Annotated in this window: 23 protein-coding genes and 1 pseudogene; 20 read left to right on the plus strand and 4 right to left on the minus strand. The window is 60.3% G+C overall.

What is annotated here, in order from left to right:
* The first annotated feature begins 202 nt into the window (after positions 1-202).
* From ACIQUG_RS21135 to ACIQUG_RS21170, 8 genes are all read left to right on the plus strand, one after another.
* A complete protein-coding gene (locus ACIQUG_RS21135) occupies positions 203-1,198 on the plus strand; it encodes an iron-siderophore ABC transporter substrate-binding protein (RefSeq protein WP_402323893.1) in 996 nt (331 codons plus the stop codon).
* Positions 1,195-2,241 carry a FecCD family ABC transporter permease gene (locus tag ACIQUG_RS21140; RefSeq protein ID WP_402323896.1) on the plus strand — a complete coding sequence of 349 codons (1,047 nt, stop codon included), beginning with the start codon at positions 1,195-1,197 and terminating at the stop codon, positions 2,239-2,241. The genes ACIQUG_RS21135 and ACIQUG_RS21140 overlap by 4 nt, the downstream gene beginning before the upstream one ends.
* Positions 2,238-3,278: a FecCD family ABC transporter permease gene (locus ACIQUG_RS21145; protein ID WP_402323898.1), complete on the plus strand. Its 1,041-nt coding sequence runs from the start codon at positions 2,238-2,240 to the stop codon at positions 3,276-3,278. The genes ACIQUG_RS21140 and ACIQUG_RS21145 overlap by 4 nt, the downstream gene beginning before the upstream one ends.
* Positions 3,275-4,117: an ABC transporter ATP-binding protein gene (locus tag ACIQUG_RS21150; protein WP_402323899.1), complete on the plus strand. Its 843-nt coding sequence runs from the start codon at positions 3,275-3,277 to the stop codon at positions 4,115-4,117. The genes ACIQUG_RS21145 and ACIQUG_RS21150 overlap by 4 nt, the downstream gene beginning before the upstream one ends.
* Positions 4,114-5,181 carry a DUF2218 domain-containing protein gene (locus ACIQUG_RS21155; protein WP_402323901.1) on the plus strand — a complete coding sequence of 356 codons (1,068 nt, stop codon included), beginning with the start codon at positions 4,114-4,116 and terminating at the stop codon, positions 5,179-5,181. Before ACIQUG_RS21150 ends, ACIQUG_RS21155 begins: the two co-directional genes overlap by 4 nt.
* 133 nt (positions 5,182-5,314) lie before the next feature.
* The gene (locus tag ACIQUG_RS21160) at positions 5,315-6,229 is read left to right on the plus strand and encodes a DUF6929 family protein (RefSeq protein WP_402323902.1); all 915 of its coding nucleotides are present in this window, start codon (positions 5,315-5,317) and stop codon (positions 6,227-6,229) included.
* A 124-nt stretch (positions 6,230-6,353) separates the two neighbouring features.
* A complete protein-coding gene (locus ACIQUG_RS21165) occupies positions 6,354-6,842 on the plus strand; it encodes a twin-arginine translocation pathway signal (protein WP_402323903.1) in 489 nt (162 codons plus the stop codon).
* Positions 6,843-6,852: 10 nt separating this feature from the next.
* A complete protein-coding gene (locus tag ACIQUG_RS21170; RefSeq protein WP_402323905.1) occupies positions 6,853-7,461 on the plus strand; it encodes a ferric reductase-like transmembrane domain-containing protein in 609 nt (202 codons plus the stop codon).
* A gap of 97 nt (positions 7,462-7,558) precedes the next feature.
* Here ACIQUG_RS21170 and ACIQUG_RS21175 read toward each other — a convergent pair whose 3' ends face one another.
* Positions 7,559-8,194, minus strand: coding sequence for a TetR/AcrR family transcriptional regulator (locus ACIQUG_RS21175; RefSeq protein ID WP_402323906.1), 636 nt, complete (start codon positions 8,192-8,194; stop codon positions 7,559-7,561).
* A 452-nt stretch (positions 8,195-8,646) separates the two neighbouring features.
* Here ACIQUG_RS21175 and ACIQUG_RS21180 point away from each other — a divergent pair, with 452 nt between their 5' ends.
* The 11 genes from ACIQUG_RS21180 (at position 8,647) to ACIQUG_RS21230 (ending at position 20,626) form a co-directional block, all read left to right on the plus strand.
* Positions 8,647-10,605 (plus strand): TonB-dependent receptor, encoded by a 1,959-nt coding sequence (locus ACIQUG_RS21180; protein ID WP_402323908.1) that lies wholly within the window; start codon positions 8,647-8,649, stop codon positions 10,603-10,605.
* A gap of 138 nt (positions 10,606-10,743) precedes the next feature.
* Positions 10,744-12,471: an ABC transporter ATP-binding protein gene (locus ACIQUG_RS21185; protein WP_402324607.1), complete on the plus strand. Its 1,728-nt coding sequence runs from the start codon at positions 10,744-10,746 to the stop codon at positions 12,469-12,471.
* Positions 12,408-14,201 (plus strand): ABC transporter ATP-binding protein, encoded by a 1,794-nt coding sequence (locus tag ACIQUG_RS21190; RefSeq protein WP_402323909.1) that lies wholly within the window; start codon positions 12,408-12,410, stop codon positions 14,199-14,201. The genes ACIQUG_RS21185 and ACIQUG_RS21190 overlap by 64 nt, the downstream gene beginning before the upstream one ends.
* 34 nt (positions 14,202-14,235) lie before the next feature.
* A complete protein-coding gene (locus tag ACIQUG_RS21195) occupies positions 14,236-15,180 on the plus strand; it encodes an ABC transporter permease (protein ID WP_402323910.1) in 945 nt (314 codons plus the stop codon).
* 14 nt (positions 15,181-15,194) lie between these two features.
* Positions 15,195-16,127, plus strand: coding sequence for an iron chelate uptake ABC transporter family permease subunit (locus ACIQUG_RS21200; protein WP_402323911.1), 933 nt, complete (start codon positions 15,195-15,197; stop codon positions 16,125-16,127).
* On the plus strand, positions 16,124-16,900 hold the full coding sequence (locus tag ACIQUG_RS21205; RefSeq protein ID WP_402323913.1) for an ABC transporter ATP-binding protein: 777 nt from the start codon (positions 16,124-16,126) through the stop codon (positions 16,898-16,900). The genes ACIQUG_RS21200 and ACIQUG_RS21205 overlap by 4 nt, the downstream gene beginning before the upstream one ends.
* Positions 16,897-17,874, plus strand: a complete 978-nt coding sequence (locus ACIQUG_RS21210; protein ID WP_402323914.1) for a siderophore ABC transporter substrate-binding protein — start codon at positions 16,897-16,899, stop codon at positions 17,872-17,874. Before ACIQUG_RS21205 ends, ACIQUG_RS21210 begins: the two co-directional genes overlap by 4 nt.
* A gap of 368 nt (positions 17,875-18,242) precedes the next feature.
* Positions 18,243-18,692 (plus strand): hypothetical protein, encoded by a 450-nt coding sequence (locus tag ACIQUG_RS21215; protein WP_402323915.1) that lies wholly within the window; start codon positions 18,243-18,245, stop codon positions 18,690-18,692.
* Positions 18,693-19,739: 1,047 nt separating this feature from the next.
* Complete coding sequence (locus tag ACIQUG_RS21220; protein WP_402323916.1) at positions 19,740-19,913, plus strand: hypothetical protein; 174 nt, start codon at positions 19,740-19,742, stop codon at positions 19,911-19,913.
* 10 nt (positions 19,914-19,923) lie between these two features.
* On the plus strand, positions 19,924-20,364 hold the full coding sequence (locus tag ACIQUG_RS21225; protein WP_402323917.1) for a zeta toxin family protein: 441 nt from the start codon (positions 19,924-19,926) through the stop codon (positions 20,362-20,364).
* 10 nt (positions 20,365-20,374) lie between these two features.
* The gene (locus ACIQUG_RS21230) at positions 20,375-20,626 is read left to right on the plus strand and encodes a hypothetical protein (protein ID WP_402323918.1); all 252 of its coding nucleotides are present in this window, start codon (positions 20,375-20,377) and stop codon (positions 20,624-20,626) included.
* A gap of 475 nt (positions 20,627-21,101) precedes the next feature.
* On the opposite strand, the gene ACIQUG_RS21235 is transcribed toward ACIQUG_RS21230, so the two are convergent.
* Complete coding sequence (locus ACIQUG_RS21235) at positions 21,102-21,359, minus strand: hypothetical protein (RefSeq protein WP_402323920.1); 258 nt, start codon at positions 21,357-21,359, stop codon at positions 21,102-21,104.
* Positions 21,360-23,794: 2,435 nt separating this feature from the next.
* Positions 23,795-23,962 (minus strand): annotated as a pseudogene (locus ACIQUG_RS21240) (PepSY domain-containing protein); the annotation flags it as partial.
* Between the two features lie 60 nt (positions 23,963-24,022).
* Here ACIQUG_RS21240 and ACIQUG_RS21245 point away from each other — a divergent pair.
* Entirely contained in the window at positions 24,023-24,259 is a 237-nt protein-coding gene (locus ACIQUG_RS21245; protein ID WP_402323921.1) for a hypothetical protein, read from the plus strand.
* An 813-nt stretch (positions 24,260-25,072) separates the two neighbouring features.
* On the opposite strand, the gene ACIQUG_RS21250 is transcribed toward ACIQUG_RS21245, so the two are convergent.
* Positions 25,073-25,468: a response regulator gene (locus ACIQUG_RS21250; RefSeq protein ID WP_402323922.1), complete on the minus strand. Its 396-nt coding sequence runs from the start codon at positions 25,466-25,468 to the stop codon at positions 25,073-25,075.

Below are 25,468 nucleotides of genomic sequence, written 5' to 3' on the forward strand. Positions count from 1 at the left end.
GGAACGTCCCCGTCTTGAAGTCGTTGTCCCACATTGCCGCTATTAACTGGAGCGCTTTTGTCCAGTATTGTATATTTCCCCGGTTTTGTACGATCCTCCGGGAATCTCCGCGCACTTTCTGAAGATCGGCTGGTTTGACGTTGACGCCGGGTAATTAAGCTGAGAATTGGGGTCAACTTTTAATATCGGATGGAGTGGGGCGATGAAGCTAGTTCGTTTCGCCGTGTTGGCGATGATCGCCCTTTTCTGGACCGGCAGGCACGACCTTGTCTTTGCTGCCGAGAACGCGACTTATCCCATCACGATCAACCACGCCTTCGGCACGACCGTTCTGGCAAAGAAGCCGGAGCGGGTCGCAACCGTTGCCTGGGCGAACCACGAAGTACCCCTGGCTCTCGGCATCGTTCCGGTCGGCATGGCGCGGGCCAACTTCGGTGACGACGACGGTGACGGCATTCTGCCATGGGTGGCCGCACGGCTGGACAAGCTCAAGGCCGAAAAGCCGGTCCTTTTCGATGAGGGCGATGGCATCGATTTCGAGGCGGTCGCCGCCACACGACCGGACGTGATCTTGGCGGCCTATTCCGGCCTTAGCCAGGCGGATTACGACACCTTGAGCGCAATTGCACCTGTCATCGCCTATCCGCAGGCTCCCTGGTCGACCGACTGGCGCGAGACGATCCGGTTAAACAGCGCGGGGCTCGGCATGGCTGCTGACGGGGAAGCGCTGATCGCCAGCATTGAAGCCGACATTGCCCAAACGCTTCACGGACATCCGGAACTCAAGGGCAAATCGGCGATGTTCATCACACATCTGAGTTCTTGGGACCTCAGCACCGTCAATTTCTACACGACCAACGATACGCGCGTCCGGTTCTTCGCAGATCTCGGGCTCGCATCGCCGAAAAGCGTGGTGCAGGCATCGCAACCCGGAAAGTTCTCAGGTTCGGTTAGCGCCGAAGAGATCGACGCCTTCGACGATGTCGATATTCTCGTGACCTACGGCGACGGGATGCTTTTCGATGCTTTGAAAACCAACGCGCTGATGCTGCACATGCCGGCCGTTGCACGAGGAGCGATCGTCATGCTTGGCAACAACGCGGTCGGCAATGCCGCCAATCCCACGCCTCTGTCGATCAGTTGGATCCTGAAGGACTACGTGAAGCTGCTGAGCGAGGCAGCCAAGAAGGCGCAATGAACGCGGGGATCCTCAAAACATCGGACGGGCGTTGGTCGCCTGTTTCCCGTTCCAACCGCATGCGAAGTCTTTGGCTGGGAGCGCTTTTCGCGCTTCTCATCCTCTTGCTTTTCGCCTCCGTTACGGTTGGCACGCGCTATGTCGGGTGGGGTGATATCGCGGCGGCGCTCGGCGGAGCTGAGGACAACATCGGCCGCGCGTCAGTGGCGTTGCGCATACCTCGGACCTTGCTGGCACTGCTGGCCGGCGGTGCCCTCGGCTTGGCCGGAGCAATCATGCAAGGCGTGACCCGCAATCCCCTTGCCGACCCCGGCATTCTCGGGGTCAACATGGGCGCATCTCTTGCTGTCGTCGTCGGCGTCGCCTGGTTCGGGATGTCGTCGCTCTATGCATATATCTGGGTGGCAATCCTCGGTGCTGCGTGCGCGGCAACCTTCGTATATGCCATAGGTTCGCTCGGTCGCGGCGGTGCAACCCCTCTCAAAATGGCGCTTGCGGGCGCCGCAACATCGATCGCCTTTGCGTCCTTGGTTATCGCCATCGTGCTGCCGCGTGGCGATATCGTGGGCGGTATTCAATCCTGGCAGATCGGTGGCGTTGGCGGCGCGACATACGAGCGCATCGTTCCCGTGTTGCCGTTTCTGCTCGCAGGTTTGGTGATCGGCCTGTTGTCGGCAAGAAAACTCAACTCTCTTGCGCTTGGTGACGAGCTTGCGACCGGACTTGGCGAAAGCGTTGCAACCGCGCGCGCCGTCGCCTCCCTCGGCGCCATCCTTCTTTGTGGTGCGACGACCGCCGTGTGCGGGCCGATCGGCTTTCTCGGCCTGGTCGTGCCGCATGCCTGCCGCCTGTTGGTCGGCGTCGACCATCGATGGCTGCTGCCTTTTTCGACGCTCTCAGGTGCGTGCCTCCTGCTCGCGGCGGATGTTTTCGGGCGCATCGTCGCGCGCCCGGCGGAGATAGACGTCGGCATCGTCACCGCGCTGATCGGTGCACCTTTCTTCATCTGGATCGTCCGGCGCCAGCGTGTGAGGGAACTGTGACAATTCCCTCATCGACCCTTGATGCCGTCATCGCACACCGCGTTAAGCGCGCGCGCAGGCACAGGTTCATTCTTGCCGTATTGCTGGCCCTGGTCGCAGCGATCTTTGCCGTCACCTTGTCGGTTGGGCAATCCATCACACCCCCGGGTGACGTACTGCGGGTGTTGATGGGCGAGGTGGTTCCTGGCGTATCCTTCACGGTGGGACAACTGAGGTTGCCGCGCGCGGTGATGTCGATTCTTGCAGGTTTGTGCTTCGGACTGGGCGGCGTGGCGTTTCAGGTGATGTTGCGCAACCCGCTCGCGAGCCCCGATATCATTGGGATCAGTTCCGGTGCAGGGGCGGCTGCCGTTTTCGCCATTGTCGTCCTGTCGATGAACGGGCCGATGGTTTCAGTCATTGCCGTTGTTGCGGGCCTCGGGGTTGCTCTCCTCGTTTATGGGCTTTCCTTCCGAAACGGTGTCGCCGGCACCCGGCTGATCCTTGTCGGCATTGGCGTCTCCGCGATGCTGCAAAGTGTCATCGCCTACATTCTGCAGTCGGCACCTGCCTGGAACTTGCAGGAAGCGATGCGGTGGCTGACCGGGAGCGTCAACGGCGCTCAGCTTGGCCAGGCGCTGCCGCTCGTCCTTGCCCTCCTCTTCTTCGGCGGACTGCTGCTCGTTCGCGGTCGCGATCTCGAGACGTTGCGCCTGGGCGACGATATGGCGGCCGCTCTTGGAACGAGGGTCGCGCAAACCCGGATGTTGGTGATCGTGGCAGCGGTCGGTCTGATCGCGTCGGCGACCGCCGCGACGGGGCCGATCGCCTTCGTCGCGTTCCTGTCGGGACCGATCGCCGGCCGGATCGTGCGACATGACGGGCCGGTGCTGACCGCCTCAGCGCTGACGGGTGCCGTCCTCGTGCTTGTCGCCGATTACGTCGGGCAGCACCTGTTACCCGGCCGCTACCCCGTGGGCGTCGTCACCGGGGCGCTTGGAGCGCCTTACCTCATTTACCTCATCGTTCGCATCAACCGGATCGGAGGGGCGCTATGACCGATCATCTGCTCGTCGCCAGCGGATTGACGGCCGGCTACGACAAAACCGAAATCCTGCACGGGCTCGACCTTACGATTCCGCCTGGCAAAGTCACTGTGATCGTCGGCGCCAATGCCTGTGGCAAGTCCACATTTCTTCGCACGCTCTCGCGATTGATCGCGCCCAGCAAGGGGCAGGTTCTGCTTGACGGCAAATCCATCCACCGCACGCCGTCGCGAGAGCTCGCCCGGACGTTGGGATTGCTGCCGCAATCGCCGATCGCGCCTGAGGGCATCACCGTGACTGACCTCGTCAGTAGGGGACGACATCCGCATCAAAGCCTGTTTTCCCGCTGGACGCGACAAGACGACGAGGCGGTCGACAGCGCGCTTGTGGCAACAAAGACAATCGACCTTGCCGAACGGCCGATCGATGAACTCTCCGGCGGTCAACGCCAGCGCGTCTGGATCGCCATGGCGCTGGCCCAGCAGACCGACATCCTGCTGCTCGACGAACCGACGACCTTTCTCGATATCAACCACCAGATCGAGGTGCTCGATCTTCTGACCGATCTCAACCGCGAGCGTGGAACGACGGTCGTCATGGTGCTGCACGATCTCAACCTTGCTGCCCGCTATGCCGACCATCTCGTCGCGATCGCCGATGGACGTCTGCATGTTTCGGGCACGCCGGAAGAGGTGCTCACCGAAGAGACCGTGCGGCTTGTTTTCGGTCTCGATAGTCGCGTCATCAGCGACCCGACGTCGGGCCGGCCAATCATGCTCCCGATCGGACGACACCAGATGGTCGCCATCGATGACGTGAGCGATGCACCACAAAGGGCGAGGAGCATATGAACGCTGTTCATTCATTCAAACTGTCCGGCGTAGCGGTCCCGGCCTGCGCAGCCCAAATGCTCGACGAGATCTGCGAGCATTTTGTCGAACACGCCGAGGTCGAACGGATAGACGACCTGGCGGTGCTGCGAAGCAAGCTCGGTGTCGCGCAGATCAGAATCGAAAACGCCCAGCTGTTGATCGAGCTCGACTGCCCGACGCGTGAAATGCTGCACATGAGCCGCACGGTCCTGGCCGAGCACCTTTTCTATTTTGCCGAAGACCAGCCTTTCGAATTGTCCTGGTCTGAACCGACATCTTTGTCGGCGCTTCCGAACCTGCACGAGGTAACGGTCGTCTCCGCGCACGATGTCACTCCGCATATGCGTCGCGTGATTTTTTCCTGCGCCGATGTAACGCCCTTCGTGGGTGGCGATATGCATGTCCGCCTGCTGGTGCCGCCAAAGGGCAAACCGCCGGTCTGGCCCGGCTTCCGGGAAGACGGCCGCATCGCCTGGCCTCAAGCTGAAAACGAACTGCTTGTTCGCGTCTATACTATTCGCGCCGTCGACAGCGATCGTGGCGAGTTGTGGGTCGATTTCGTGCAGCACCCGGCTCCAGGTGTATCGACACCAGGTGCGGACTTTGCCCGCGACGCGCGGCCTGGTGACGTCGCCGCCCTGCTCGGTCCGGGCGCCGGCGGTCTGCCAGAGGCGCGCTCAATTTTGTTGATTGGAGACGAGAGCGCGTTGCCAGCCATAGCAAGGATTGCGGCAGAGGCTCCGGCCGGAACCAATTTGCGCGCCATCATCGAAGTCGAGGACAGGGCGGAAGAGCAGTCGCTTCAAACCGCTGGCATGCTCAATTTGCAATGGTTGCACCGGGCGAGCTACCCGAACGGCGCTGCTGATGTTCTCGTGTCCGAGGCGAAGGCGGCAATTGAGGCGGCCAACGACGAGACATTTGTCTGGGTTGCCTGCGAAAAAGCGGATGTACGAACGATCAAGACATTTCTCAAAATGCAGAACCATGATCGCAGGATGATGTATGTTGCCTGGTACTGGGAACGAGATATGAAATCCTAGAACGTTCGATGGGAACGCTGTTCTTTCTGCGGGTGAAGGATCTCTGGCGCGACCGATCACGGAACCACCCCACTAGGCGCTGCCTGCAGCTTGAGAACAGACACGCAAGGTCGTTTCGAAGGAGCCATCGGCCGTGATCAAACTTGAGAAGGTGCGCGACCTCGACATCGATGTCGGCTCGGCTTCCCGCTTCTTGCACCTGAGTGCTGCAAGCGGGCTGCAACGCCTGGGTACGGCGCTCTATGTGATCGCGGACGACGAACTTCACCTTGGAGTGTTTCCGGTTGTTGGCTCAGGTCGGGGTCGCCTGATCCGTCTGTTTGACGGTGAACTGCCTGAGACGAGGGGCGCCCGCAAGAAACGGAAACCTGATTTGGAAGCGCTGAGCGTCCTACCGCCTTTCGGCGAGTTTTCGAATGGTGCTCTCTTTGCGATCGGGTCTGGATCGCGGCCCAACCGTAAGAAAGGTGTTCTGCTCGGTCTCGATGCGCAAGGCGCCATCGTCACACCTCCCAAAAGCGTTGATCTCTCGTTCATTCTGGATCCGATCGAGAGGGGGTTTGGCGAGCTCAACATCGAAGGCGCGGTGGTTGTCGGTGAAGAACTTCGCTTGCTTCAGCGTGGCAATAAGCGCCGCAATGACAATGCCATCGCTCACTACCCGCTCATTGCGGTGCTGAACGCGCTTTCCAACGGCCAAGTTGATCCGCTGGGGCCCTCAACGGTCGATCGTTTCGATCTGGGCGCCATCCACGGAACGCCGTTCGGTTTTACAGATGCGGCAGCCTTGCCCAATGGAGAGATAGTCTTCAGTGCCGTGGTCGAGGATACGGAGAACGCCTACCTTGATGGCCCGTGTCTCGGCGCTGGTATCGGCATTATCGACGAGCGGGGCACGCTGGTTTTCTTCGATCGTCTCGAGTACCCGCACAAGATAGAGGGCATACATGCGACCGCGGGCGACGGCGTTGTGGAACTTCTGCTTGTGACGGATGCCGACAACCCCGATATCCCCGCGGGTCTGTTTTCAGCAAGGGTCGCCCGGTAGTTGGCTGGCGTTGTCGAGATCACGAAACCGTGCCCTCATTTGTTCTCGGCCTTGATTGGTCGACGGCCGAAAAGGCGCTAAGTTTCTACTCCGTTGACTATCGAATTCGGAGAAGGAGACCGGCATGTCTGAGATCCGTTTCGAGCGCCGAACCCTGCTTGCAGCTGGCGCCGCCTTTACGGTGGCCGGGTTCACTGGGCTTAGATTGCCTGCCAGGGCCGCTGGGCTTGCCGCGACCCCCTCGATGCGCGGCGGCGCCAACAACTACATGCCCGGGGCTCCGATCGTTGAGCGCATCGGCGGTGGCGGCTTCTTGATGTCGGGGACCGTGCGCCGCGCCGGCGACGGCGCCCCGCTGGCGGGCCAGCGCATCCAGATCTGGGCCCATACGACCGAAGGTAGCGAGCGCGATTGGCGTAGCCACGGTGCCACCCTGACCGACGCCAACGGCGCGTTCCGGCTTGAAATGCCGCAGATCGTGCCGGCGCTCGGCCAGGCACATGCGCACCTCACTTACGACAGCGGTGAGTACGAGACCGTGTTCCTCCGGCCCTTGCTGTCTAGCCCGAAGGATACCAGCCTCGAGGCGCATTTCGTCTTGCAGCCGGCCTGACCTCACGTTGATGCACTTGGCCCGTGCGCTGCTGATCTGGACCGGCCTGGCGTTTGCGATCGTCGTGCCGCTGACGTTTGCTGCGACGAGTGAATATCTGGCCTGGCGCGACCCGGTCTATATCGCCGCAGGCTTCGCAGGCGTCATGGCGCTTTGCCTTGCGCTGGTGCAGCCGCTGCTTGCGGGTGGCTGGCTTCCCGGCCTCCGCTTGCTGCGCGGACGCCGCGTCCACCGTGTAGTGGGCGTCATGCTGGTCGCGGCCGTTGTCGTTCACGTCGCCGGCCTGTGGATCACCAGTCCCCCAGACATAGTCGACGCGCTGCTGTTGCGCTCGCCGACACCGTTTTCCGTGTTTGGTGTCGGCTCCATGTGGGCGCTTTTTGCGGCCGCATTGCTCGCTGCGCTCCGGCGTCGGCTCTCGCCGCATGCCTGGCGGGTGGGCCATAGGAGCCTCGTCAGCGTGGTCGTTTTTGGCGGCGTCGTCCACGCTCTGTTGATCGAGGGCACGATGGAGACGACATCGAAGGCCGTGCTTTGCGCTCTGGCGCTTGCCGCAACCTTGGCCGCGGTGGCAACTCCGGGGCTGCGCGCAAGACGGCGTGCCCTCGGCAAGAAATGAGCGTCTGGAACTCGGGAACGTCGCGGGGTCGAATGTCCAGGGACATCGGTCTCCTCGCGGCCAGATCCAGCGCCGGCGCTTCTCCTGAACCTACCGCTCAAATCGTGTCGAGCATGGCCAGAGCACCGATGATCAGTGCGTCTACTCCTTGGACATGGTCTGCATCTATAGGGCTGTGGCTCGGCACATCTGACGAGGTTGTTTCGGGCGCCTCCGGCTCCGAATTCGGGAGGACGGTGTCTGCGATTGCAACGCAATGATAGGCAATCGTGAACAGCAGCCAGGTCGACTGTCGCATAGTGATGCCGAAAGCGTCTGCGACCAGACGCTGGTGCGCGGCGATCTTGGCCATCATTTTTTCGGTGATCATGTCCCTTCGAAGCATGTAGGGAGCGATGCCTGCATGGGCCTCGACGAGGTTCCACATCGATAGGCTAAACGGTGTGAGATAGGCTTTCAGATCGGCGCGGTCGCCGCGACGCGGTATCGGCAGCAACCAGCGCAGAAAAATCTCTTCGGCAACCAGCGTCTTCAGCGCATCAAGCCCGCTGACATGTTTGTAGAGCGCCACCTGGCTGACGCCAAGTTCCGCTGCGATCGCAACCATTGTGATGTTCGGAAGGCCTATTTTGATGCCCGCGTCCGCAAGGCGTTCGAGCGTGAGCGTCGCAGGTCGCCCCCTCCGGTTGCTTTCTGTCATGGTCACACTTTCAGTTGCGCTATGGCGCGGCACGCTCGCCTGCCGTGTCTTATAGGGCGATAGCCGGACTTGTTCAATGATTTCTGATGGTTGTGAGATATTTTGATTAAAACATGACTTCATAAGTCAAGAATGTTGACGGCCTTCGGCAATTAGTTTAGTGGGCATAAACTAATTAAGTGGAAGGCAGGGGCATGGGTTCGGATCACATCACTATTCGTCGTTGCGAGATCAGGCGCGGCGCCAGATTTGGCCACGGCTTTGGGACACTTCTGGCAGGAACGGCGCTCGCAGCCTTCGTTGCGGCGCCGGGTTTGGCGCAGGAGACGCACAAGACGAAGCGCACCGCAAAACCCGCGGATCAGACGCAAGTGTCTGGAAGCGCGGATGGCGCGACCACGCTTGCTCCAATTGTAGCCACGGGTGTTGGAGATCTCCCCGCATCTTATGCTGGTGGCCAGGTCGCGACGGGAAGCCGCGTCGGCATGCTTGGCAACAAGGACCTCATGGAGACGCCATTCAACACCGTCTCCTACACCGAGGAATATATTCAGAACCGTGAGGCGCAGGATGTGGGCGCCGTCATTGGCGCGACCGATCCTTCGGTCTTTGTTCCAAACAAGCGCAACATCTATGAGACCTACTTCATCCGCGGCTTCAACAGCTCCGTAGACGATGCGACCTTTGCAGGCCTCATCGGCATGGCGCCCAACATGCGCGGCTCGACGGAATTTGTCGAACGGGTCGAAGTGCTGAAGGGCCCGGCGGCATTCCTTTATGGCATGCCGCCGGGCGGCAGCGTCGGGGGAAGCGTGGCGCTTGTGCCCAAGCGCGCCGACGACGAGCCGCTGACCCGCCTGACTACCACCTATGCATCGGACAGCCTCTGGGGCACCCATGTCGATCTCGGCCGTCGCTTCGGAGAGGAGAACGAATGGGGCGTCCGGCTCAACGGGGTTTTGCGTGGTGGCGATACCGCCGTCGACAACGAAAGGGATCAAGTGGCGCTCGGCTCCGCCGCTCTTGATTGGCGCGGCGAAAATGCGCGGTTGTCCTTCGACTACTACAAGCAGAAGGAGGACATGGACGGCGTGAACTACTTCGGCCTCTCAGGCCTCGGCGCTGCGGTCACCGCGCTTCCGGAGCCTCGCACCGGCGACCATTCGCTGGCCGCGCCCTGGTCGTTCACTGCGAACGAGACCGAAGCCTTCGTGCTGCGCGGGGAAGTCGACCTCACCGATGCCATCACGGCCTATGCCGCCTGGGGATGGCGTTTTGGAGGGTACGACGCGTTGATCACGCAGAACGCGCTCCTGAACAATGCCGGCGATATCAGCGTGACCGGCATTCGTTCCGCCCGTGACGGCCGGCAGGATTCCGGCGAGGTCGGGCTTCGGGGCGAATTCTCGACGGGAGAAGTCGAACATGAGTGGAATGTGGCGGCGACTCGGTTCAATGCGCACAACGTCTTCAAGGATCGGCGGTATGCCAACCTCGCCTTCACGAACTACTATAACCTCAACTTCGGTCAAGCGCCCGATCTGACATCCTACAATGCGATGGGGCCCACCACGTCGGCAGACCAGGAGCTTTCCAGTGTCGCCGTGTCGGATACCATGAGCTTCTTTGAAGATCAGCTGCAGATGACCTTCGGCTTGCGCTATCAGAACGTCGAGAGCGCCAATCATAACCTTGTCACGGGCGCGTTGACCTCGAGCTACGAATCCAGCCGGGTGACGCCTGCGATTGCCGCGCTCTACAGGGCAAATGAAAGGCTGTCCTTCTACGCGAACTACATAGAAGGTCTGAGCCAGGGAGCGACAGCACCGCTGACCGCGAAGAATTCAGGCGAGATTCTAGCGCCCTATCAGACCAAGCAGGTCGAGGTGGGAACCAAATGGGATCTCGGGGACTTCACCACGACCCTCAGCCTGTTCCAGATTGAAAGGCCGAGTGCCTACACCGATCCCGTTACCAACGTGTTCGGCACCTACGGGGAACAGCGCAATCGCGGCGTCGAGCTGAACGTCTTCGGTGAGGTCCGCTCTGGCCTGCGTCTCTTGGGCGGCGTCTCCTACACTGAAGCCAAGGTGATGAAATCCCTCAACGGTCTCCAGAACGGCAAGTCTGCGGTCGGGGTGCCGGCGGTGATGGCGAAGCTCGGGTTGGAATACGATGTGCCGTCGGTTGAGGGGCTGACGCTGACAGGCAATATCAACCATGTCGGCAAGCGCTACATCAACGGCGACAACACCCTTTCACTACCCGCCTTCACCACGCTCGATCTCGGCGCGCGCCATACCTTCGATGTGGACGGCAAGCCGCTGGTGGTTCGCGCCTCCATCCAGAACGTCACGAACGAGGCCTATTGGGGCGGAAACAGCCTGGCCGGAGGCTTCGGGGCGCCGCGCACCTATCTGCTTTCGGCATCCGTCGACTTCTGAAGAGCCAAATAGTGCAGGGCACTCCGTGCTGGCACCGGCGATATCCTTCACATCAGCGAGAAGAAAATGAGTGAGGACAAGGCAATATCCGGAGCGGAGCGACGGTCTCCGGTGAGACGGCTGCTATATCCGGTCCGCATGAGATTGGCCGTGGCGGTGGTCCTTGCCACTGTCGGGCAGGCTCTCGTGCTCGTCCCGCTGGCGGGGATTGCCCTCATTGCAAAGCTTGCGCTTGTCGACGGCGCAGGGGACGCCTCAGGCGACATCCCCGGTGTCGTTGCCATCAGCCTCTTCTGCCTCGTGGCCGGCATGGCGCTGGTGACGGCGGGCGAGCTTTTGGCCCATCTTGCGGATAACTGGCTTACGGTGCGCCTTCGCAAAGCGCTGGTGGACAGGTTGTCCAAGGTTCCGCTCGGATGGTTCTCCACTCATGCGTCGGGAGCCGTCAGGCAGGCGATACAGGACGACATCACGACACTGCATGAGCTGACCGCGCATTACTATACGACGTATGGACGCTGCGTCGGCGCCATTGCGATTTCAGTTGTCTATTTGTTCGCCATCGATTGGCGCCTCGCCGTCCTGGCATTGCTGCCCTTTCCGCTGTTCCACTTGATTTTCGGTGCCGCGAAAAGGTCGATCACCGAGGAGCGCCTCAAGGATTTTATCGCCGGGCAGAGCCGCATCAGCAATGCAGTCGTCGAATTCATAAGCGGCATTCCGGTCGTCAAGGCGTTCGGCGCCGCAGGCAGGGCGCATGAGGGTTATCGCGACGCCGTCGATGGCTTCCAGAAAGCCTTCCTGCGCTTTACCGGACCGCTCGTCATTCCGCTCGCCAACGCCAACGCAATCATCACGCCCGTCACGGTGCTCGCGTTCACTCTGGCGTTCGGCTCGCTCTTCGTCCACCTGGGCTGGATTGCGGCCGTTGATGTTTTGCCCTTCGCGCTTGTCGCGCCGGGTATTTCCGGCCCGATGATGCTTCTTGGTTTCCTCGGACATGCTGTTGCGAATGCCACCGGTGCTGCTGAAAGAGTGCAGAGCCTCCTCGACACGCCGCTGCTCGAACAGCCGGCGCCCGGGGCGAGCATGCGACCCGAGGGCACTGAAATCCGTTTCGAGGGCGTGCGCTACGCCTATGACGGGCCGAACGACGTCGTTTGCAATATCGATTTTACCCTCGAGCCCGGGACGGTCACCGCGATTGTCGGTCCGTCGGGCGCGGGTAAATCCACGATCGCCCGATTGCTCCTCCGGTTCTTCGACCCGGACCGCGGACGGATCACGCTTGGGGGCGTCGATCTGCGCCAGATCGCATCGACCGATCTCTATCGACGCATCGGTTTCGTGCTGCAGGACGTTCGTCTGATCCATGCGACCCTTGGCGACAACATAGCGCTCGGGCGTCCATCCGCGAGCCGCGAGGCGGTCGAAGCCGCGGCGCGCCTCGCCAACATTCATGACCGGATCATGGCACTGCCGCGCGGCTACGACACGGTTGTCGGTCAGGATGCACGTCTGTCCGGCGGTGAAGAGCAACGTGTCGCCATCGCCCGCGCGATCCTTCTTGATCCTCCCGTGTTGGTGCTCGACGAGGCGACGGCCGCTGCCGATGCAGCGAGCGAGGCTGCCGTCCAATCGGCCCTTTCCGGTTTCGCATTTGGGCGAACTCTCCTCGTCATTGCACACCGGCTGGACACCATCACGCATGCCGACCGCATCATCGTCATGGAGCGGGGGAGGATAGTCGAAGTGGGCAAGCATGCCGATCTTCTGGCGCTCAACTGCTGCTACGCCCGACTTTGGCGAGCGGGGCGCTATGGCGACCACATGCCGGAAACAGCAATCTGCGAGGTCACGCCATGATAAAAGCACTCATGCGGCTGCTTTCGGACGATGCGCCCGTGTTCAGGCGCTATGTGGTGATGGCCCTGTCCTATGGTCTTCTGAGTGGCGTCACGATCGCCGCTGCGGTGCCCGTTCTCGGCAGTCTGCTGCGAGGGGACGGCGAAGGAGCGGGGCGCTGGCTCGCTATCCTTCTCATGGGTGTGGTGGCCTGCTGGTTGTTGCGGCTGCGCGTTGAGATCGCCGGTATCGGCGTGGGTCTCGCCATTCTTGGCGGCGCTCGCCTGCGCATCGGAGACCACGTCGCGCGTCTTCCGGTCGGATGGTTCACGTCCGAAAACACCGCGAGACTCGGACATATCGTTACACACGGCATGATGGAGATCGCCCAGCTTCCGGCCCATGTCGTCACGCCACTCGTCAGCGGAGCGGTGACCCCCCTCGTTATGGTATCGGCGCTTTTCGCGCTTGACGGGAGCATGGGGTTGATCGGTCTTGCCACGCTACCGCTGATGGTCGGCGTTTTCGTGCTGTCCGCGCGGCTTGGCCGTGCCGCCGACACCGCCTATCAACTGAGCGCCGCCGAAACCAGCCAGCGCGCGGTCGAGTTCGCGCAGGCGCAATCCGTTTTGCGCGCCTTCAACGGCGAGGGCGGTGGGGTCAGGTTCCTCGAGGGCGCGATTGAAAGCCAGCATCGTTCGGGCCGGAGGCTGATCTGGCTCTCCACACTCTCAGTCGTGCTGAATGTCTGGATCCTGCAAGCGGCCTTCGCAGCATTGGTGATCGCGGCCGCTTCCCGGCTGACCAGTGATGTGTCCGTTCCCGAGATCGTGGCGGTCGTCGCTGCAATGCTTCTGGCCGTCCGCTTCGTGGATCCGCTCCTTGATGTGGCGGCCTTTGGGGCGGCAGTGCGCGGCACCAGAAACCAGTTGGCGGAAGTCGATCGCGTTCTCACCGAAGATCCGCTATCGGAACCCATCAATCCACAGTGCCCGCGGGACGCGTCAGTTGAACTGCGCGACGTCACCTTTGGCTACCGGCGAGGAGAACCTGCGGTCGTCAGCGGCGTTAGCCTAAGGGTCGAACCGGGCAGCATGCTCGCGCTGATCGGCGCTTCAGGCTCCGGCAAGACCACGCTGATGCGCATGGTTGCGCGTTTCTTCGACGCCGATGCCGGCCAGGTCATGATCGGTGGCGTCGATATCCGTGACATCAGCTCAAGGGACCTCTCCGCACAGATCAGCCAGATTTTCCAGGAAAGTTGGCTCTTCCAGGGCAGCATCGCCGACAATATCCGTATCGGTCGTCCGGGTGCGACGGATGACGACATCCGTGCCGCCGCGCAGTTGGCCGGTGTCGATGAGATAGCAGAGCGACTGCCGGATGGCTTCGACACGATCGTCGGCGAGGGCGGTGCGCGCCTGTCGGGCGGAGAGCGCCAGCGTGTCGCAATCGCCCGCGGGCTGATCAAGGATTCCCCGATCCTGCTGGTGGACGAAGCAACAGCGGCGCTCGATGCCGAGAACCAGGAAGCCATCGCCAGAACACTGTCTCGATTGCGTGGCAAGCGTACCGTTCTCGTTATCGCCCATCAGCTTTCGACCGTGCGAATGGCGGACGCCATCGTCGTCATGGAAAACGGTCGGGTTGTCGAGAAAGGTTCGCCAAGGGAACTGGAAGCCCGGGTCGGACTTTATCGACACTTTCTGCAGCAGCGCCAGGCCGCCAAAGGATGGCGGATCGGTGCCTAGTCGTGAAGTATGCCTCGGCGTCGGGCGCGCCGCTGTGAAGCAAGCCACTATTCCGGTTGCCTTTACGGCGCTTTGTCTCGTTTCGCTCACCGTTGGCGTCAACCGGATGAGCCTCATGGCGCTTGCTTCGTTTTCAGACGAGGCATGGTTGACGCTGACGGCAAGCCGGTTGCCGCGGCTTGCCGCCCTCGTCCTGACCGGCGTGGGGCTCGCCACCTGTGGCGTGATCCTGCAGCATGTGGTCCGCAACCGCTTCGTCGAACCGGCCACCACCGGCGGATTGGAGGCGGCCAAGCTCGGCATCCTGGTTGCCCTATCCGTGGCGCCGGCCAGCGGAGCCCTGGTGCGTGCGTCCCTGGCTCTTGGCTTCTGCTTCGCGGCCAGTCTCATCTATGTGGGCCTCATCGGACGCCTGCAGGTCAAGAACACCGTCCTCGTTCCCGTCATCGGCCTGATGTACGGCAGCGTGCTCGGCGCGATCGCGGAATTCTACGCCTACAGCCGAAACATGCTGCAGAGCATGCAGGGGTGGCTGCTCGGCGACTTCTCGAAAATCGTTGAGGGAAATTACGAAATCGTCTGGCTCGTTCTGCCCGTCGTCTGTGCAGCCTACGCGTTCGCCCATCGCTTCACGCTGCTGGGCATGGGTAGCGACATGGCGACCAGTCTGGGTGTCAGCTACCGCGCCATGGTCGCGCTCGGTCTGCTCCTGGTGTCGACCACGGTTGCGGCGACCGTCGTTGCCGTCGGCGCGGTCCCCTTTGTCGGCCTTGTCGTGCCGAACGTCGTTGCGCTGAAACAAGGGGATAATCTTGCCCGCACCCTGCCGTCGGTGGCGCTCGGAGGCGCGTCGCTCGTCCTTGTCTGTGACATCCTTGGTCGGCTGTTGATCTACCCGTTCGAGGTGCCAATCGGTCTCACGATGGGCGGTGTTGGCGGTCTTCTTTTTCTTCTCTTGATCGTCAGGCAGAGACGATGAGGAGACGGGTAAGTTTGCTGGTCGCCTTAGTCGGCATTGCAGCGTTGTCGATCTGCTTCGTCTTGCTCGGTTCCGGACTGGACTTTGCCTACATCATCCCGCGCCGGCTGACCAAGCTCGCCGCAATGATCGTCGGCGGCATTGCCGTTGGCCTATCCTCTATCGTCTTCCAGACGATTGCCGGCAATCGTATTCTGACACCTGCCGTCATGGGATACGAGGCGGTTTATCTGCTGCTGCAGGCCCTTCTGGTGCTGATCCTCGGCACGTCCAGTCTGATGGTGTTGGGGGACTACGGCAACTTTCTGGCCTCGATCCTGATGATGGTCGCCTATTCGCTGGTCATCCATCACTGGCTGTTCAAGGGACGGCAGCTCGACGCCGGCCAGCCGCTTCTGGTCGGGCTGGTGCTGACCATGGTGATCGGCACCTTCACCCAATTCGTCCAGCTTCGGATCAGTCCAGGCGAGTTCGCGATCTTCCAGGGCTTTTCGCTGATTTCGTTCGATCGTGTGGAGCCGGTGCAACTGCTCTGGTCGACAGGGCTTGTCGCGGTGGTTTGCCTCGCCGTCTGGAGGAGCCTTGCCGTTCTCGACCTGATGGCGCTTGGGCGCGACCAGGCGCTTTCGCTCGGCGTCGATTATCAGCGGCACGTGCGCCTTTTGCTCGGGCTGATCGCGGTCCTTGTGGCTGTCTCCACCAGCCTCATCGGACCAACAGCATTCATGGGCATCTTCGTCGCGAACCTTGCCTATGCCTGCGCCCGAAGCGAACGGCATCGGGTGACGCTTCCCCTCGGCTGCCTGATTGCGATCGGCATGTTCCTCGTCGCGCAACTGAGCGTCGAGCATGTCTTCAACTACCGGACCACCGTCGGGATCCTGATCAATCTTGCCTGCGGCGCCTGGTTCCTGGCGCTCACGCTGCGTTTCCGGGACATCGCATGATCAAGGTCACTGCACTCGCCAAGTGTTACGGCAATCGCCCCATCCTGTCGGATGTGCGGGCGGAATTTTCCAGGGGGCAGCTGACGTCGCTGATCGGGCCGAACGGGGCGGGCAAGTCCACGTTACTGATGTTGATCGCCCGGCTTCTCGCGCCGACGAGCGGCATCATTGCCATCGACGGAACGGATATCGCCAGCCTTGCGGTCGGCGACTATGCAAGGCGCGTCGCGACGCTTCGACAGCGGCCCGACTGCAATATGCGGCTGTCGGTGGAGGAACTGGTGACCTTCGGCCGCTTTCCGCACAGTCGCGGGAGGTTGACCGCCGAAGACCGCCGCGCCGTCAACGAGGCGATCGCCTTCCTTTCCCTGGAGCCGCTGCGCAACGCGTTGATTGACGAGATCAGCGGCGGCCAGCGCCAGATGGCGTTTCTTGCCATGACGATCGCGCAGGAAACCCAGTGCCTTCTGCTCGACGAGCCCCTCAACAATCTCGACATGAAACACGCGGTCCAGATCATGCAGGCGTTGCGGACGCTTTGCGACGACCTTGGGCGCACGGTGATCGCAGTCATTCACGACATCAACTTTGCTGCCAACTACTCCGACCATATCGTCGCCATGAAGGACGGCGCCGTGCACGCAACCGGTTCCGTTTCCGAGGTTGTTACGGAAAGCGGTCTCGGAGAGCTCTACGGCCTCGATCTCGAGATCGTAGAACGGCAGCAGGGGTGTCTGTGCAATTACTTCACTCAGAAAGGAAAGACACGATGATCCGAGGCATGAAGTTTGGCCGCTTGGCTCTGGCACTGGCGCTGGCGGCGGCAGCGTTTGCTGTCGCTCCCGTCGCCGCGGGGGGCGCGGGTTCCGGGGACAGCGCCGCCTTCGAGCCGGTCGCCGTGGAGCACAAGCTCGGCAAGGCCTCAATTGAGCGGCGCCCCGAGCGGGTGGCCGCGCTCGACATGAATGAGCTGGACTTTCTTGACCAGCTGGGCGTGCCCGTGGCCGGGACGGCCAAGGACTTCGTCCCGCATTTTCTGTCGAAATACCGGGACGATCCTGATGTCGCGGACCTGGGGTTCATCGTCAAGCCCAACATCGAGCGCGTCAACGCCCTCCGTCCGGATCTTGTTCTCATCACATCGCTCCAGGCCGAGCATTACCGAGAGCTGAGCCGTTTTGCACCTGTCATCCACTTCGATGTCGACTACAGGGATAGCGGGGCTCGGCACATCGAAGTCGTAAAAGACCATCTGATGACGCTTGCCCGTATCTTCGGAAAGGAAGAGGTCGCGCGCGAGAAAATCGCCGATCTCGACGGGAAGCTTTTCGAACTGCAAACTGTCACGCGAACAAGCGACAAACGGGCGCTGATCGTGATGCACAACAATGGCGCCTTCAGTGCGTTCGGTGTTCGCTCGCGATACGGCTTTGTTTTCGATGCCTTCGGGGTAAAGCCGGCCAATGAAGCGGCCGAGACCGGCCTCCATGGCCAGCCGGTCACCAGTGAGTTCATTCAGGCAACCAACCCCGACATCATCTTCGTCATCGACCGCACCGCGGTCATGGAACGCCGATCGGTCTTGGATGTTGCAACGATCGAGAATCCACTCCTGCGCCAAACGAATGCCTGGAAGCATGGAAAGGTAGTGCTCGTCGATCCGGAGGCCTGGTACGTGACCGCTGCGAGCGTCACTTCGCTGAAAATCATGATGGAAGACGTAGGAAGCGCGTATCGTGGTCAATAGCTGCTTTGGCAGTCGACCAGCGGTTTGTGTTGGAACGTTGGCCGCGGCGCATGCCGTAGGTTGAAACAGCGGAGAAACCAATAGCGCGCTCGGTTCGGTGTTCGCACGGCAGCGCGTGCAATGGCATTGGGCGATGCGGGAGGAATAAACACCAACCGAAGTGTCGGACGCGGTATTCTGGTGTGTTCCTGGAGAGATCGAAACCCGGTTATTACCTTCGGCCCGTTCCGATGACTCCCGCAAAGCCTCCCAAAGCAAAGAATTGAAAAGCAGGGATCCATGTTCAAAGAGGCGTCGCTGAGCCCATACGTTGTTGAGATTCCCTTGAGAGGCTTTAAGTCTTGATGGCTAGATGAGGGGAACGAGCGATGAGCAACCCAAAGCGAAACCGCAAATTACACGTTCTGTGCGGCTTTCTTGCTCTCTTCACCGCAGATCAGGCTGTTGCCGAGGGGGCGCTGGTCAGCCCTGACGTTGTGGCGGTCGTGGAAGGCGGGCAATGGAGAGAGGATGGCCTCGGCGAGGGCAACTACCGTGTCGTCGTTGTCAGTCAGGGTTTCGAGCACGTTTCGTCGCGCGTCGTGGCGGAATGGAAACTCGCGCCGAGCGAACGCGGCCGGGCCCGGATCGTCCATTCCGTGGAACTCGTCAACGGTGGGTTTTATAGCTTCGGCGAGCCTGAAATCTCGGTTTCCGCCGGTCAAACGATCGTCGAATTGAAAGGCACGGCGACATATTCGCCGAGCACGACGGTGGTTTGCCGCTTTGGGCTGGCCCCCGGAGGAGGCATCTTGTCAATCAAGGCGTGCGGCGACTAGAAAAAGCTGAGATCTCGTTTCAAGGATGAAACCGATCGCTCTCCGACAATGTAATAGCGCCTGAGATCCACGATCATCTGGGGCATCCGTCCGATATCCTTGATTTTCGGATTCTGGTTGATCGTGATTTGCGCTCTTGTCGGTCCGGCGCGTTCGGCGGGCGACGAGCTGGCGGTTCGCGTTGATATCGCCGGCTTCAGCCTGAACAGCGTGCTTATTGAACCAGCAATGCGATGAGCGTGCCACCGATCGTGTTCATTCTCTGTGCCAGCGCCAGACTTTACGACCCGATGCACGTCTTTCGCAGCAAGCGGGAAGGAGCGATGCTTTTGTTCGTCTACCGCTGCGGGTATGGAGGCGGCTCCGACGTCGGCGGACTTGAGAACATTCTGCCTGATAGACAGGCGGGCGCGATCGCAGGTCCTACGCGGGCGTGGTCTAGATCCTGAAGATTTCCACAATGGAATAACGACTTTCTCAGATTTGGCGCCTTTGGGCGTGAGCCGTTCACTTGGTCCTGCAAGGCACCGCTCGCCATTTGGAATGACGAGCATTTGGTTCCTGTTTTCATTTGAGAATTGTCGGGTCGTCGGCATAGACTCGAACAAAAAAGGAGTGCCATCGCCGTCGCGCAGGGTGTGACATGGTGGGCCCGGCAGGACCCGAACCTGCAACCAGTTGGTTATTCGCGGGCAGCTCTAACTATCGATCTACAGGTCCCGCCAGATCAGTTTCCAAGGACGGCAAACCGATTAATCGAGCTCGAGGCGGATGAGGGAGTAGAAGAAAACGGGGGAGAGGACGAGGCAAGCGGTCGTGCGGTCTGAGACGGTCGTCGAAATGCTGGTGCGCCGATTCAGCCGTAAAGGCAAAAAAGACCATCACAGTGTCAGCCACGGGGTCGAGTCAGAGATAAGAAGGGAAAATCCGGGAGCTCGCACTGAGGCGGTCTTCCTCGGTCCATTGCCGTCGGTGGAACTTGGCAAAAGCGATATTTGCAGCTGACGGCTGAACGCACTATGTTGGGGATGGAATAGGAGATCGACAATGCTCTTGCAAAAATACCGCGAGAACAAACAAGCCCTGAAGCAGATCGGCCGGGAAGCTTTGGCCGAAAGCCGTCGGCTGGGTCTGACGATTTCTGCCAAGGACCGACAGAACGAGGCCAAGGATCGGGCCAAGCACGAGCGCAAAGATCGCGTTCGGGCTACCGCGAGGTAGTAATCGTTTCATGCCGGAATTGTCGTGTGTGATTCTCGGTGGGCCGAACGGCTCCGGCAAGTCCTCTGCTTTCGCGAAACTGAAGCTCGAAGGCGTGTGGATCAACGCTGACGAAATCGCCCGTGCGCTTCCCGAGGCCACCGAAGGCAAATCCAAGGAACGGCGAGCCTCTGAGGCCGCCCTTCGTATGATTGCCGAGATGATCGAAACCCGGCAGTCCTTCATCTTCGAATCTACACTAAGCAGCCAGCAATCGCTCCGGCTGATGCGCGAGGCAAAAGCAGCCGGGTTCACGGTCGGCCTCTACTACGTCGCCCTGGATTCCGTTGAGACAAACGTCGAGCGTGTCAGGCAGCGCGTTTTGAAGGGCGGCCATCCCGGAGGGCGACATTCGCAGGCGGCACAAAGGGTCATTCGAGAAGCTCACCGAAGCTCTTCAGATTGCGGATGAAGTGATCCTGATGGACAACAGCGGCCTCGAGCCGCACGAGGTCTTCGCCATCAACTCCGGTGTGGTCCAGTCTTTCGATATCGACGACAGTCAAGAGTTGCACGTCTTGATGTCGGCCAAGGTCTGCGAGGCGTACGGCCTCGTTCGATACGATACCGGATTTGGGAAGGCACCGAGGCTGGTTGCTCGCCATGGCGACGACGCGGCTCCCGACTCTGCGCAATCGTCAGTTGGACTGGGCCGGCCCAAGCCCCCGGCGTGAAGTGAGTACCGCATATTCGAATTAATCAACAGTTAGACGCTTCTCGGTGGCCTTCTCATTCGCAGTAGCCCTTCACGGCGCATCATTGACACCTTGGCCGTGTGTACGCCCCTTGTTCCCGTTCTGTGAGTTTGAGATCGCATAATGTATCGACTGGAATGAGACGTCCGGCGCTCGCTTTTACGTCTGCGGTAAGCGGCCAGTCTTCGTTGAATATCGACGTGAAGCGCCAACGAGCGGCCAGCGGGAATAGCGATCTGCGTTGAATGCATCATTTCTCGCAGAGCCGCCGTAAGCCCGCCGGCCCGGTCGTTCCAGCGATAGTTGTCGAACGGTAGCGACAGCCCTTATCGCTCAGGCGTGGGATAGGGTTGTCTAGCCGACCTTTTTTGCACTGGGCAGCATAAGAATGCTAACTCGTCATTCTTCGGCTCGAAACCGTTCCGCTTGGTCCTTCATCGGGACGGGGTAGTGCTCAGGGAAACAGCCGCTCGTCCAATATCGATAACAAAAGGATAGTGTCCGACTGGAGGTCGAGGCAGGTCTGTTGGTATCTGGCAATCAGCATCTCGCGGCGCGGGGTTTCTCTCTGCAGTTCGTCGAGTTTGGATGCAGCGCGAGCATATTCTTCGAAGAGATCGTACAGACGCTGGCTTTTCGCATCGCGAAGCTGTTTACGATGTTGAGGCAACGCCATTGCCAGGCGAGCCCGGCCTAACTGCACCAGACCCATGTCTTGCCCTCGGTTTTCCACACGACACGGCCGCCTTTGGGCTTCCCGCGCAGTGTGACGCTCGTACAGAGCGGCCCTTCCTGGAGCGTGGAAGGGCCACCCGCTAAGAGCTCGAAGAGAAATGCGTTAGCCCTCCGAGCCGTTAACAACTGCCACCCGGACAATCGGTTCCGTTTGGCCTAGCGCCGATCATCGGCCAATCGGCAGATCGACCAGAGATAGCCGACCATTTCGGACTTGAGCGGATCGCCGTCTCCGTATTTCTCCCCGATACGTTCAAGCTCCTCACTCGCGGCCTCCTGCCGTCAATGATCACCGATCACATACTTGTCGTTCCCCGGCATAGATGTCGCAACCAACTTCGATCATGCCGACCCCGAATGCGGGAAACCTCGCTGGCTCTCATTGGGCGGCGTTCGCCCTCGGTCATGGCAGTTCCTCGTTAATACTGGACGAGGGTATGACGGGGGCGCTGCGCCGGCCGTTAGGCGCAAATGTGCTCCCTTCAAAAAGTATGGCCTCGCCGGGGAGAGCGAGGCTATTGGGCACTTTCTGGGCTTCAGATCCGGGCGGATCTTGAAGGCGTCATCCTGATCGGGGGACTCAGGCTGCCATAGCCGAGAAACGCCGACGCCGCTCTTGAGTTCCGGTTTCCGCAAAAGAAAATGGCCCCAAAGTGCAACCAACGGGGCCAAGATGGAGTGTGCTGTCCGAACGAGCCCTAGTAGGGAAGGGACCAGTTGGGCTCCCCTTGCAAACCGCCATCATGGCGACAGGTTCCCGCCTTTATGGAGAAATCTTCAAATTGCGCGGTGTAAGGAGGCCTGATCTGATCCAGAGAGGGTCACTCGGAACCGATCGGAACTCATGACAAACAACCTCACCCTCGGGCAGCGCGTCGTGCGCGAGGTAATCTACCCGGGGACTTTCTCGACCCGCAAAGACCTAACCTTCTAGCCATCGACAAGCATGATCTTCAGGAGAGCGAGAACTCGAATGGCGGCTTATCAACGTCCACGACGTAGACCCAGCACCCGGTGAGTAGGAGGGGCGCGCCCCTCGGGTCCCTCGGACCTTCAAGGGATCCTCCTACGGCGAACCAAGGCTATTGCGACAGCGCGCGCGACGCGAGGGAGATGGTTGAGACCTGTTGGGATCGGTGTCTCGTGCGGATACCCAAATCGCAGCCTTGACGTCCAGTTGCTCCGGTCCAGTTGCGTTTGTGCTATTATTCAGCATGGACGACTTAACACTCATCGAGCATCAGTTGGTGAGAGAACACCTACTACTAGCTGAAGCTGATCGGCATGGACGTCCTCAGGAGGCCATCGTGGCGGAGCTGCGACAGCGCGGTGACAATCTCAAGCTCCTGAGTGAACTCCTGGAGAACTTTATGACTGCACGAAGGGCGCACCAACGTCAGTGGTACCGTTCAATGCGTGAGCGTGCTCGGATCATTCGCGAGCTTTCAAATGCTTAGCCTATGAAGCCGGCCCCACGCCTCTATCCCGACCGGCAGAAAAGTGGCCCTGTCATTGCCGACAGGGCCATGAGTGCGCGCGTGCTATAAGCAATCGAACTCCCCCCTCAAATCACCGAGGAAGCCCAGCCTACGACCCCCATTCGGCTGGTCATCGGACGGTAAAGAACCTCGCCCGGTAAAGGATGTTCCCCCGGCCACAAAAAAAATGTGACCCGTCATTTTCGGCGGGATCACGAGGTGTCATGAAGCAAGGCAGCGCCGCGGGGGCGGTGAGCCTTGTCCGTTGATCCGCTGGGGCTGTCGATCACCGGAACGCCAAGAACATGGAGGTGCGCCAAAAGGTTCCTTGCATATCGCTTGAGCCGTTTCGCGGTTTTCAGACGTTAATGCGTAATGGCTAAAGCACAGCGAAAGAAATCAGTTTCAGCGCTCTTTCTGGACCTGATGCCGCGCCACATCGATCTCTGCGTAGCGACCCTTGTTGATAAACCACCCAAGGGGCCGGATTGCGATCGTTAACTATGGTCGGCGCTATCGAGCCGGGCTTCGCGTCGCCACCACCCTCGCCGAGTCAGCGGTGAACTCGTTGATCGGCAACAAGAAGCAAAAGATGCGCTTGACGCCCTATGGCGCTCACATGGTCATGCAGGTTCGGACGGCCGCGATCAACGGTGAGCTTCGCGATCGATAGCGGGCACCGTTCCGGCAGCCAGGGCCAACCGTGCCTTCGCTGTTCAACACCAAACCGCCGCTCCTGCGTGCCGCCTAACCCCACACACGTTACCGGTCTCTGAAACTATCGTCGTCAGGGTCTTGTCGGTGAATGCAAACCGACATCGGCCTCAAGATCTCGCACGGCATCTCGCGCTGTGTCATGATTGTCAAAAAGACCTGTCACGGCTCGCACCTTCGATCTCCGTAGGTTTGAGCTCTTCCAAACTATTGGGCTGTCACTGCCTTGATAATCGAGCGCGACGGTCACGGCCTTGCCGTCCTTCTTAGCACTCGCTTGCCATACGCCCTTGTTATCAAGCTTGAGCCCGGCGACGTCGGCGTATCCAGCGGCCTCGATCCGCTCCTTGGCCTCCGCCTCGGTAAAGCTATTGGCTCCTTCCACGGGAGGTGGGAACTTTGATCGGAAGACGCAGTTTGTTGCGATGAGCACAGCGAGGTGGGTCAAATGGTTGACCTTGAAATCATCGAGCGACATCTGGCCCTGAACCAGTCGCACATTGATCAGGCGTCGCGTCACATATCCAAGCAACATCTCATCATCGAACAGCTCGAAGAGGTCGGCATTAGCACCCGGGTCGCGAGGGACTTGCTGGAAACGTTCGAAGCCAACTTCGCGACACACAAACAAGAGCGTGCGCGGTTGCTGGAGGAACGAGAACTGGCACGGAGGGGCACCGCCTAACCACCAAGCATCAACTATTCCCCTTCGCGATAACGCCCCTACAGCCACGGCCGCAGACCCGTGGAATGAGCCCCACCGCGTTCCTCCGGCCTACGTTGCCAATAACCCTGAATTTTTACTGAAGGTTTGAACTCTAATATGCGCCGAACGACCTGAGAACGTGGCGTGTACGAAAGTGAACTTCTAACCCCTTCGGATTAGTACAAAAATTTGGCGGCCCAACGTTGCGTGAGCCTGTATTCCGTTGAAATCCAAGAAAAGGTCCTCGATTGACATTAGAACAATCTAGGAACGCATTCTGTCTAAAAACTATCGTGCAGACCCCCTAATTTTGAGGGCATCGCGGCATTTCAGCTGCTTAGGATGGGGCATATGATCTTTTTGGCGCGGAACTTCCTGACCGGTAGCCCATCCCTGCGAAACGCTCAAGGAAATCCGGTGCGCGGCTTGCTGGCGCCTGGCGGAAGCCATAGGCACGAGCAGCCCTGACCTAAGCGCCTTCTGCTCCGCCGACTTGTCACTGCCGTGGATGCTTTGGCGGACTATCCAGCCACTTGGCGGCCTGGTCGCATCAAGAGCACGCGCGAGCTCGTGCTGGTCGACATCCCCTATATCATTCCCTACGCATAAGTTGGGACGTCGGAGATTCTCACCGTCATGCACGCTTACCAACGATGGCCGCAGGTTCTCTAGCCACGGCCAACAGAACGCACTTTTGTTGAGACGAACTTGCAGGAACGTTACCGTTCTGTGCGTCGGAGATCGCATAAGGTATCGTCCGGAATTCAACGGCGCGGTAGTGCCTTTAAAATTTTAAGGCTCAACTTTAGGCGTATGGCCGGCGACGCTCCCGTGTCTCTCGAGCGCAGTTCGGAGCGCAGCCAGCAGATCACCAGGCGGGTCGAGCTTGGAAATGTGCGGTGCCTGCTTGAAGTCGTCGGGAAGAACGTCCCGGCCGAAACTTGTCAAGAAGACGACCGGCCGGCCAAGCTCGGCCAGCCGTTGCGCGACGGGAAAGCTTTTGCCGTCCGTCAGCTGGATGTCGAGGATGGCCGCGTCGGGTGGGTCAGCGGCGATTGTTTCAAGAGCGACGCGCACCGAAGAGGCGGGGCCAGCGACTGCATAGCCCGCTGCCTCGAGCCTGTCGGCTAGATCTGCGGCGAGAAGAAACTCGTCTTCAACGACCAGAATGCGAAGCGGAGGGCCCAC

The sequence above is a fragment of the Ensifer sp. NPDC090286 genome, from assembly GCF_044769565.1.
In the GTDB taxonomy this organism is placed as follows: Bacteria; Pseudomonadota; Alphaproteobacteria; order Rhizobiales; family Rhizobiaceae; genus Ensifer.

Excerpts from the sequence above, each read along its gene's own strand:
- ACIQUG_RS21135 (WP_402323893.1), top strand. The coding sequence starts at position 203 with ATGAAGCTAGTTCGTTTCGCCGTGTTGGCGATGATCGCCCTTTTCTGG.
- ACIQUG_RS21140 (WP_402323896.1), top strand. The coding sequence starts at position 1,195 with ATGAACGCGGGGATCCTCAAAACATCGGACGGGCGTTGGTCGCCTGTT.
- ACIQUG_RS21150 (WP_402323899.1), top strand. The coding sequence starts at position 3,275 with ATGACCGATCATCTGCTCGTCGCCAGCGGATTGACGGCCGGCTACGAC.
- ACIQUG_RS21155 (WP_402323901.1), top strand. The coding sequence starts at position 4,114 with ATGAACGCTGTTCATTCATTCAAACTGTCCGGCGTAGCGGTCCCGGCC.
- ACIQUG_RS21165 (WP_402323903.1), top strand. The coding sequence starts at position 6,354 with ATGTCTGAGATCCGTTTCGAGCGCCGAACCCTGCTTGCAGCTGGCGCC.
- ACIQUG_RS21170 (WP_402323905.1), top strand. The coding sequence starts at position 6,853 with ATGCACTTGGCCCGTGCGCTGCTGATCTGGACCGGCCTGGCGTTTGCG.
- ACIQUG_RS21180 (WP_402323908.1), top strand. The coding sequence starts at position 8,647 with ATGCTTGGCAACAAGGACCTCATGGAGACGCCATTCAACACCGTCTCC.
- ACIQUG_RS21185 (WP_402324607.1), top strand. The coding sequence starts at position 10,744 with ATGAGATTGGCCGTGGCGGTGGTCCTTGCCACTGTCGGGCAGGCTCTC.
- ACIQUG_RS21205 (WP_402323913.1), top strand. The coding sequence starts at position 16,124 with ATGATCAAGGTCACTGCACTCGCCAAGTGTTACGGCAATCGCCCCATC.
- ACIQUG_RS21210 (WP_402323914.1), top strand. The coding sequence starts at position 16,897 with ATGATCCGAGGCATGAAGTTTGGCCGCTTGGCTCTGGCACTGGCGCTG.
- ACIQUG_RS21215 (WP_402323915.1), top strand. The coding sequence starts at position 18,243 with ATGAGCAACCCAAAGCGAAACCGCAAATTACACGTTCTGTGCGGCTTT.
- ACIQUG_RS21220 (WP_402323916.1), top strand. The coding sequence starts at position 19,740 with ATGCTCTTGCAAAAATACCGCGAGAACAAACAAGCCCTGAAGCAGATC.
- ACIQUG_RS21225 (WP_402323917.1), top strand. The coding sequence starts at position 19,924 with ATGCCGGAATTGTCGTGTGTGATTCTCGGTGGGCCGAACGGCTCCGGC.
- ACIQUG_RS21230 (WP_402323918.1), top strand. The coding sequence starts at position 20,375 with ATGGACAACAGCGGCCTCGAGCCGCACGAGGTCTTCGCCATCAACTCC.
- ACIQUG_RS21235 (WP_402323920.1), bottom strand. The coding sequence starts at position 21,359 with ATGGGTCTGGTGCAGTTAGGCCGGGCTCGCCTGGCAATGGCGTTGCCT.
- ACIQUG_RS21245 (WP_402323921.1), top strand. The coding sequence starts at position 24,023 with ATGGTTGACCTTGAAATCATCGAGCGACATCTGGCCCTGAACCAGTCG.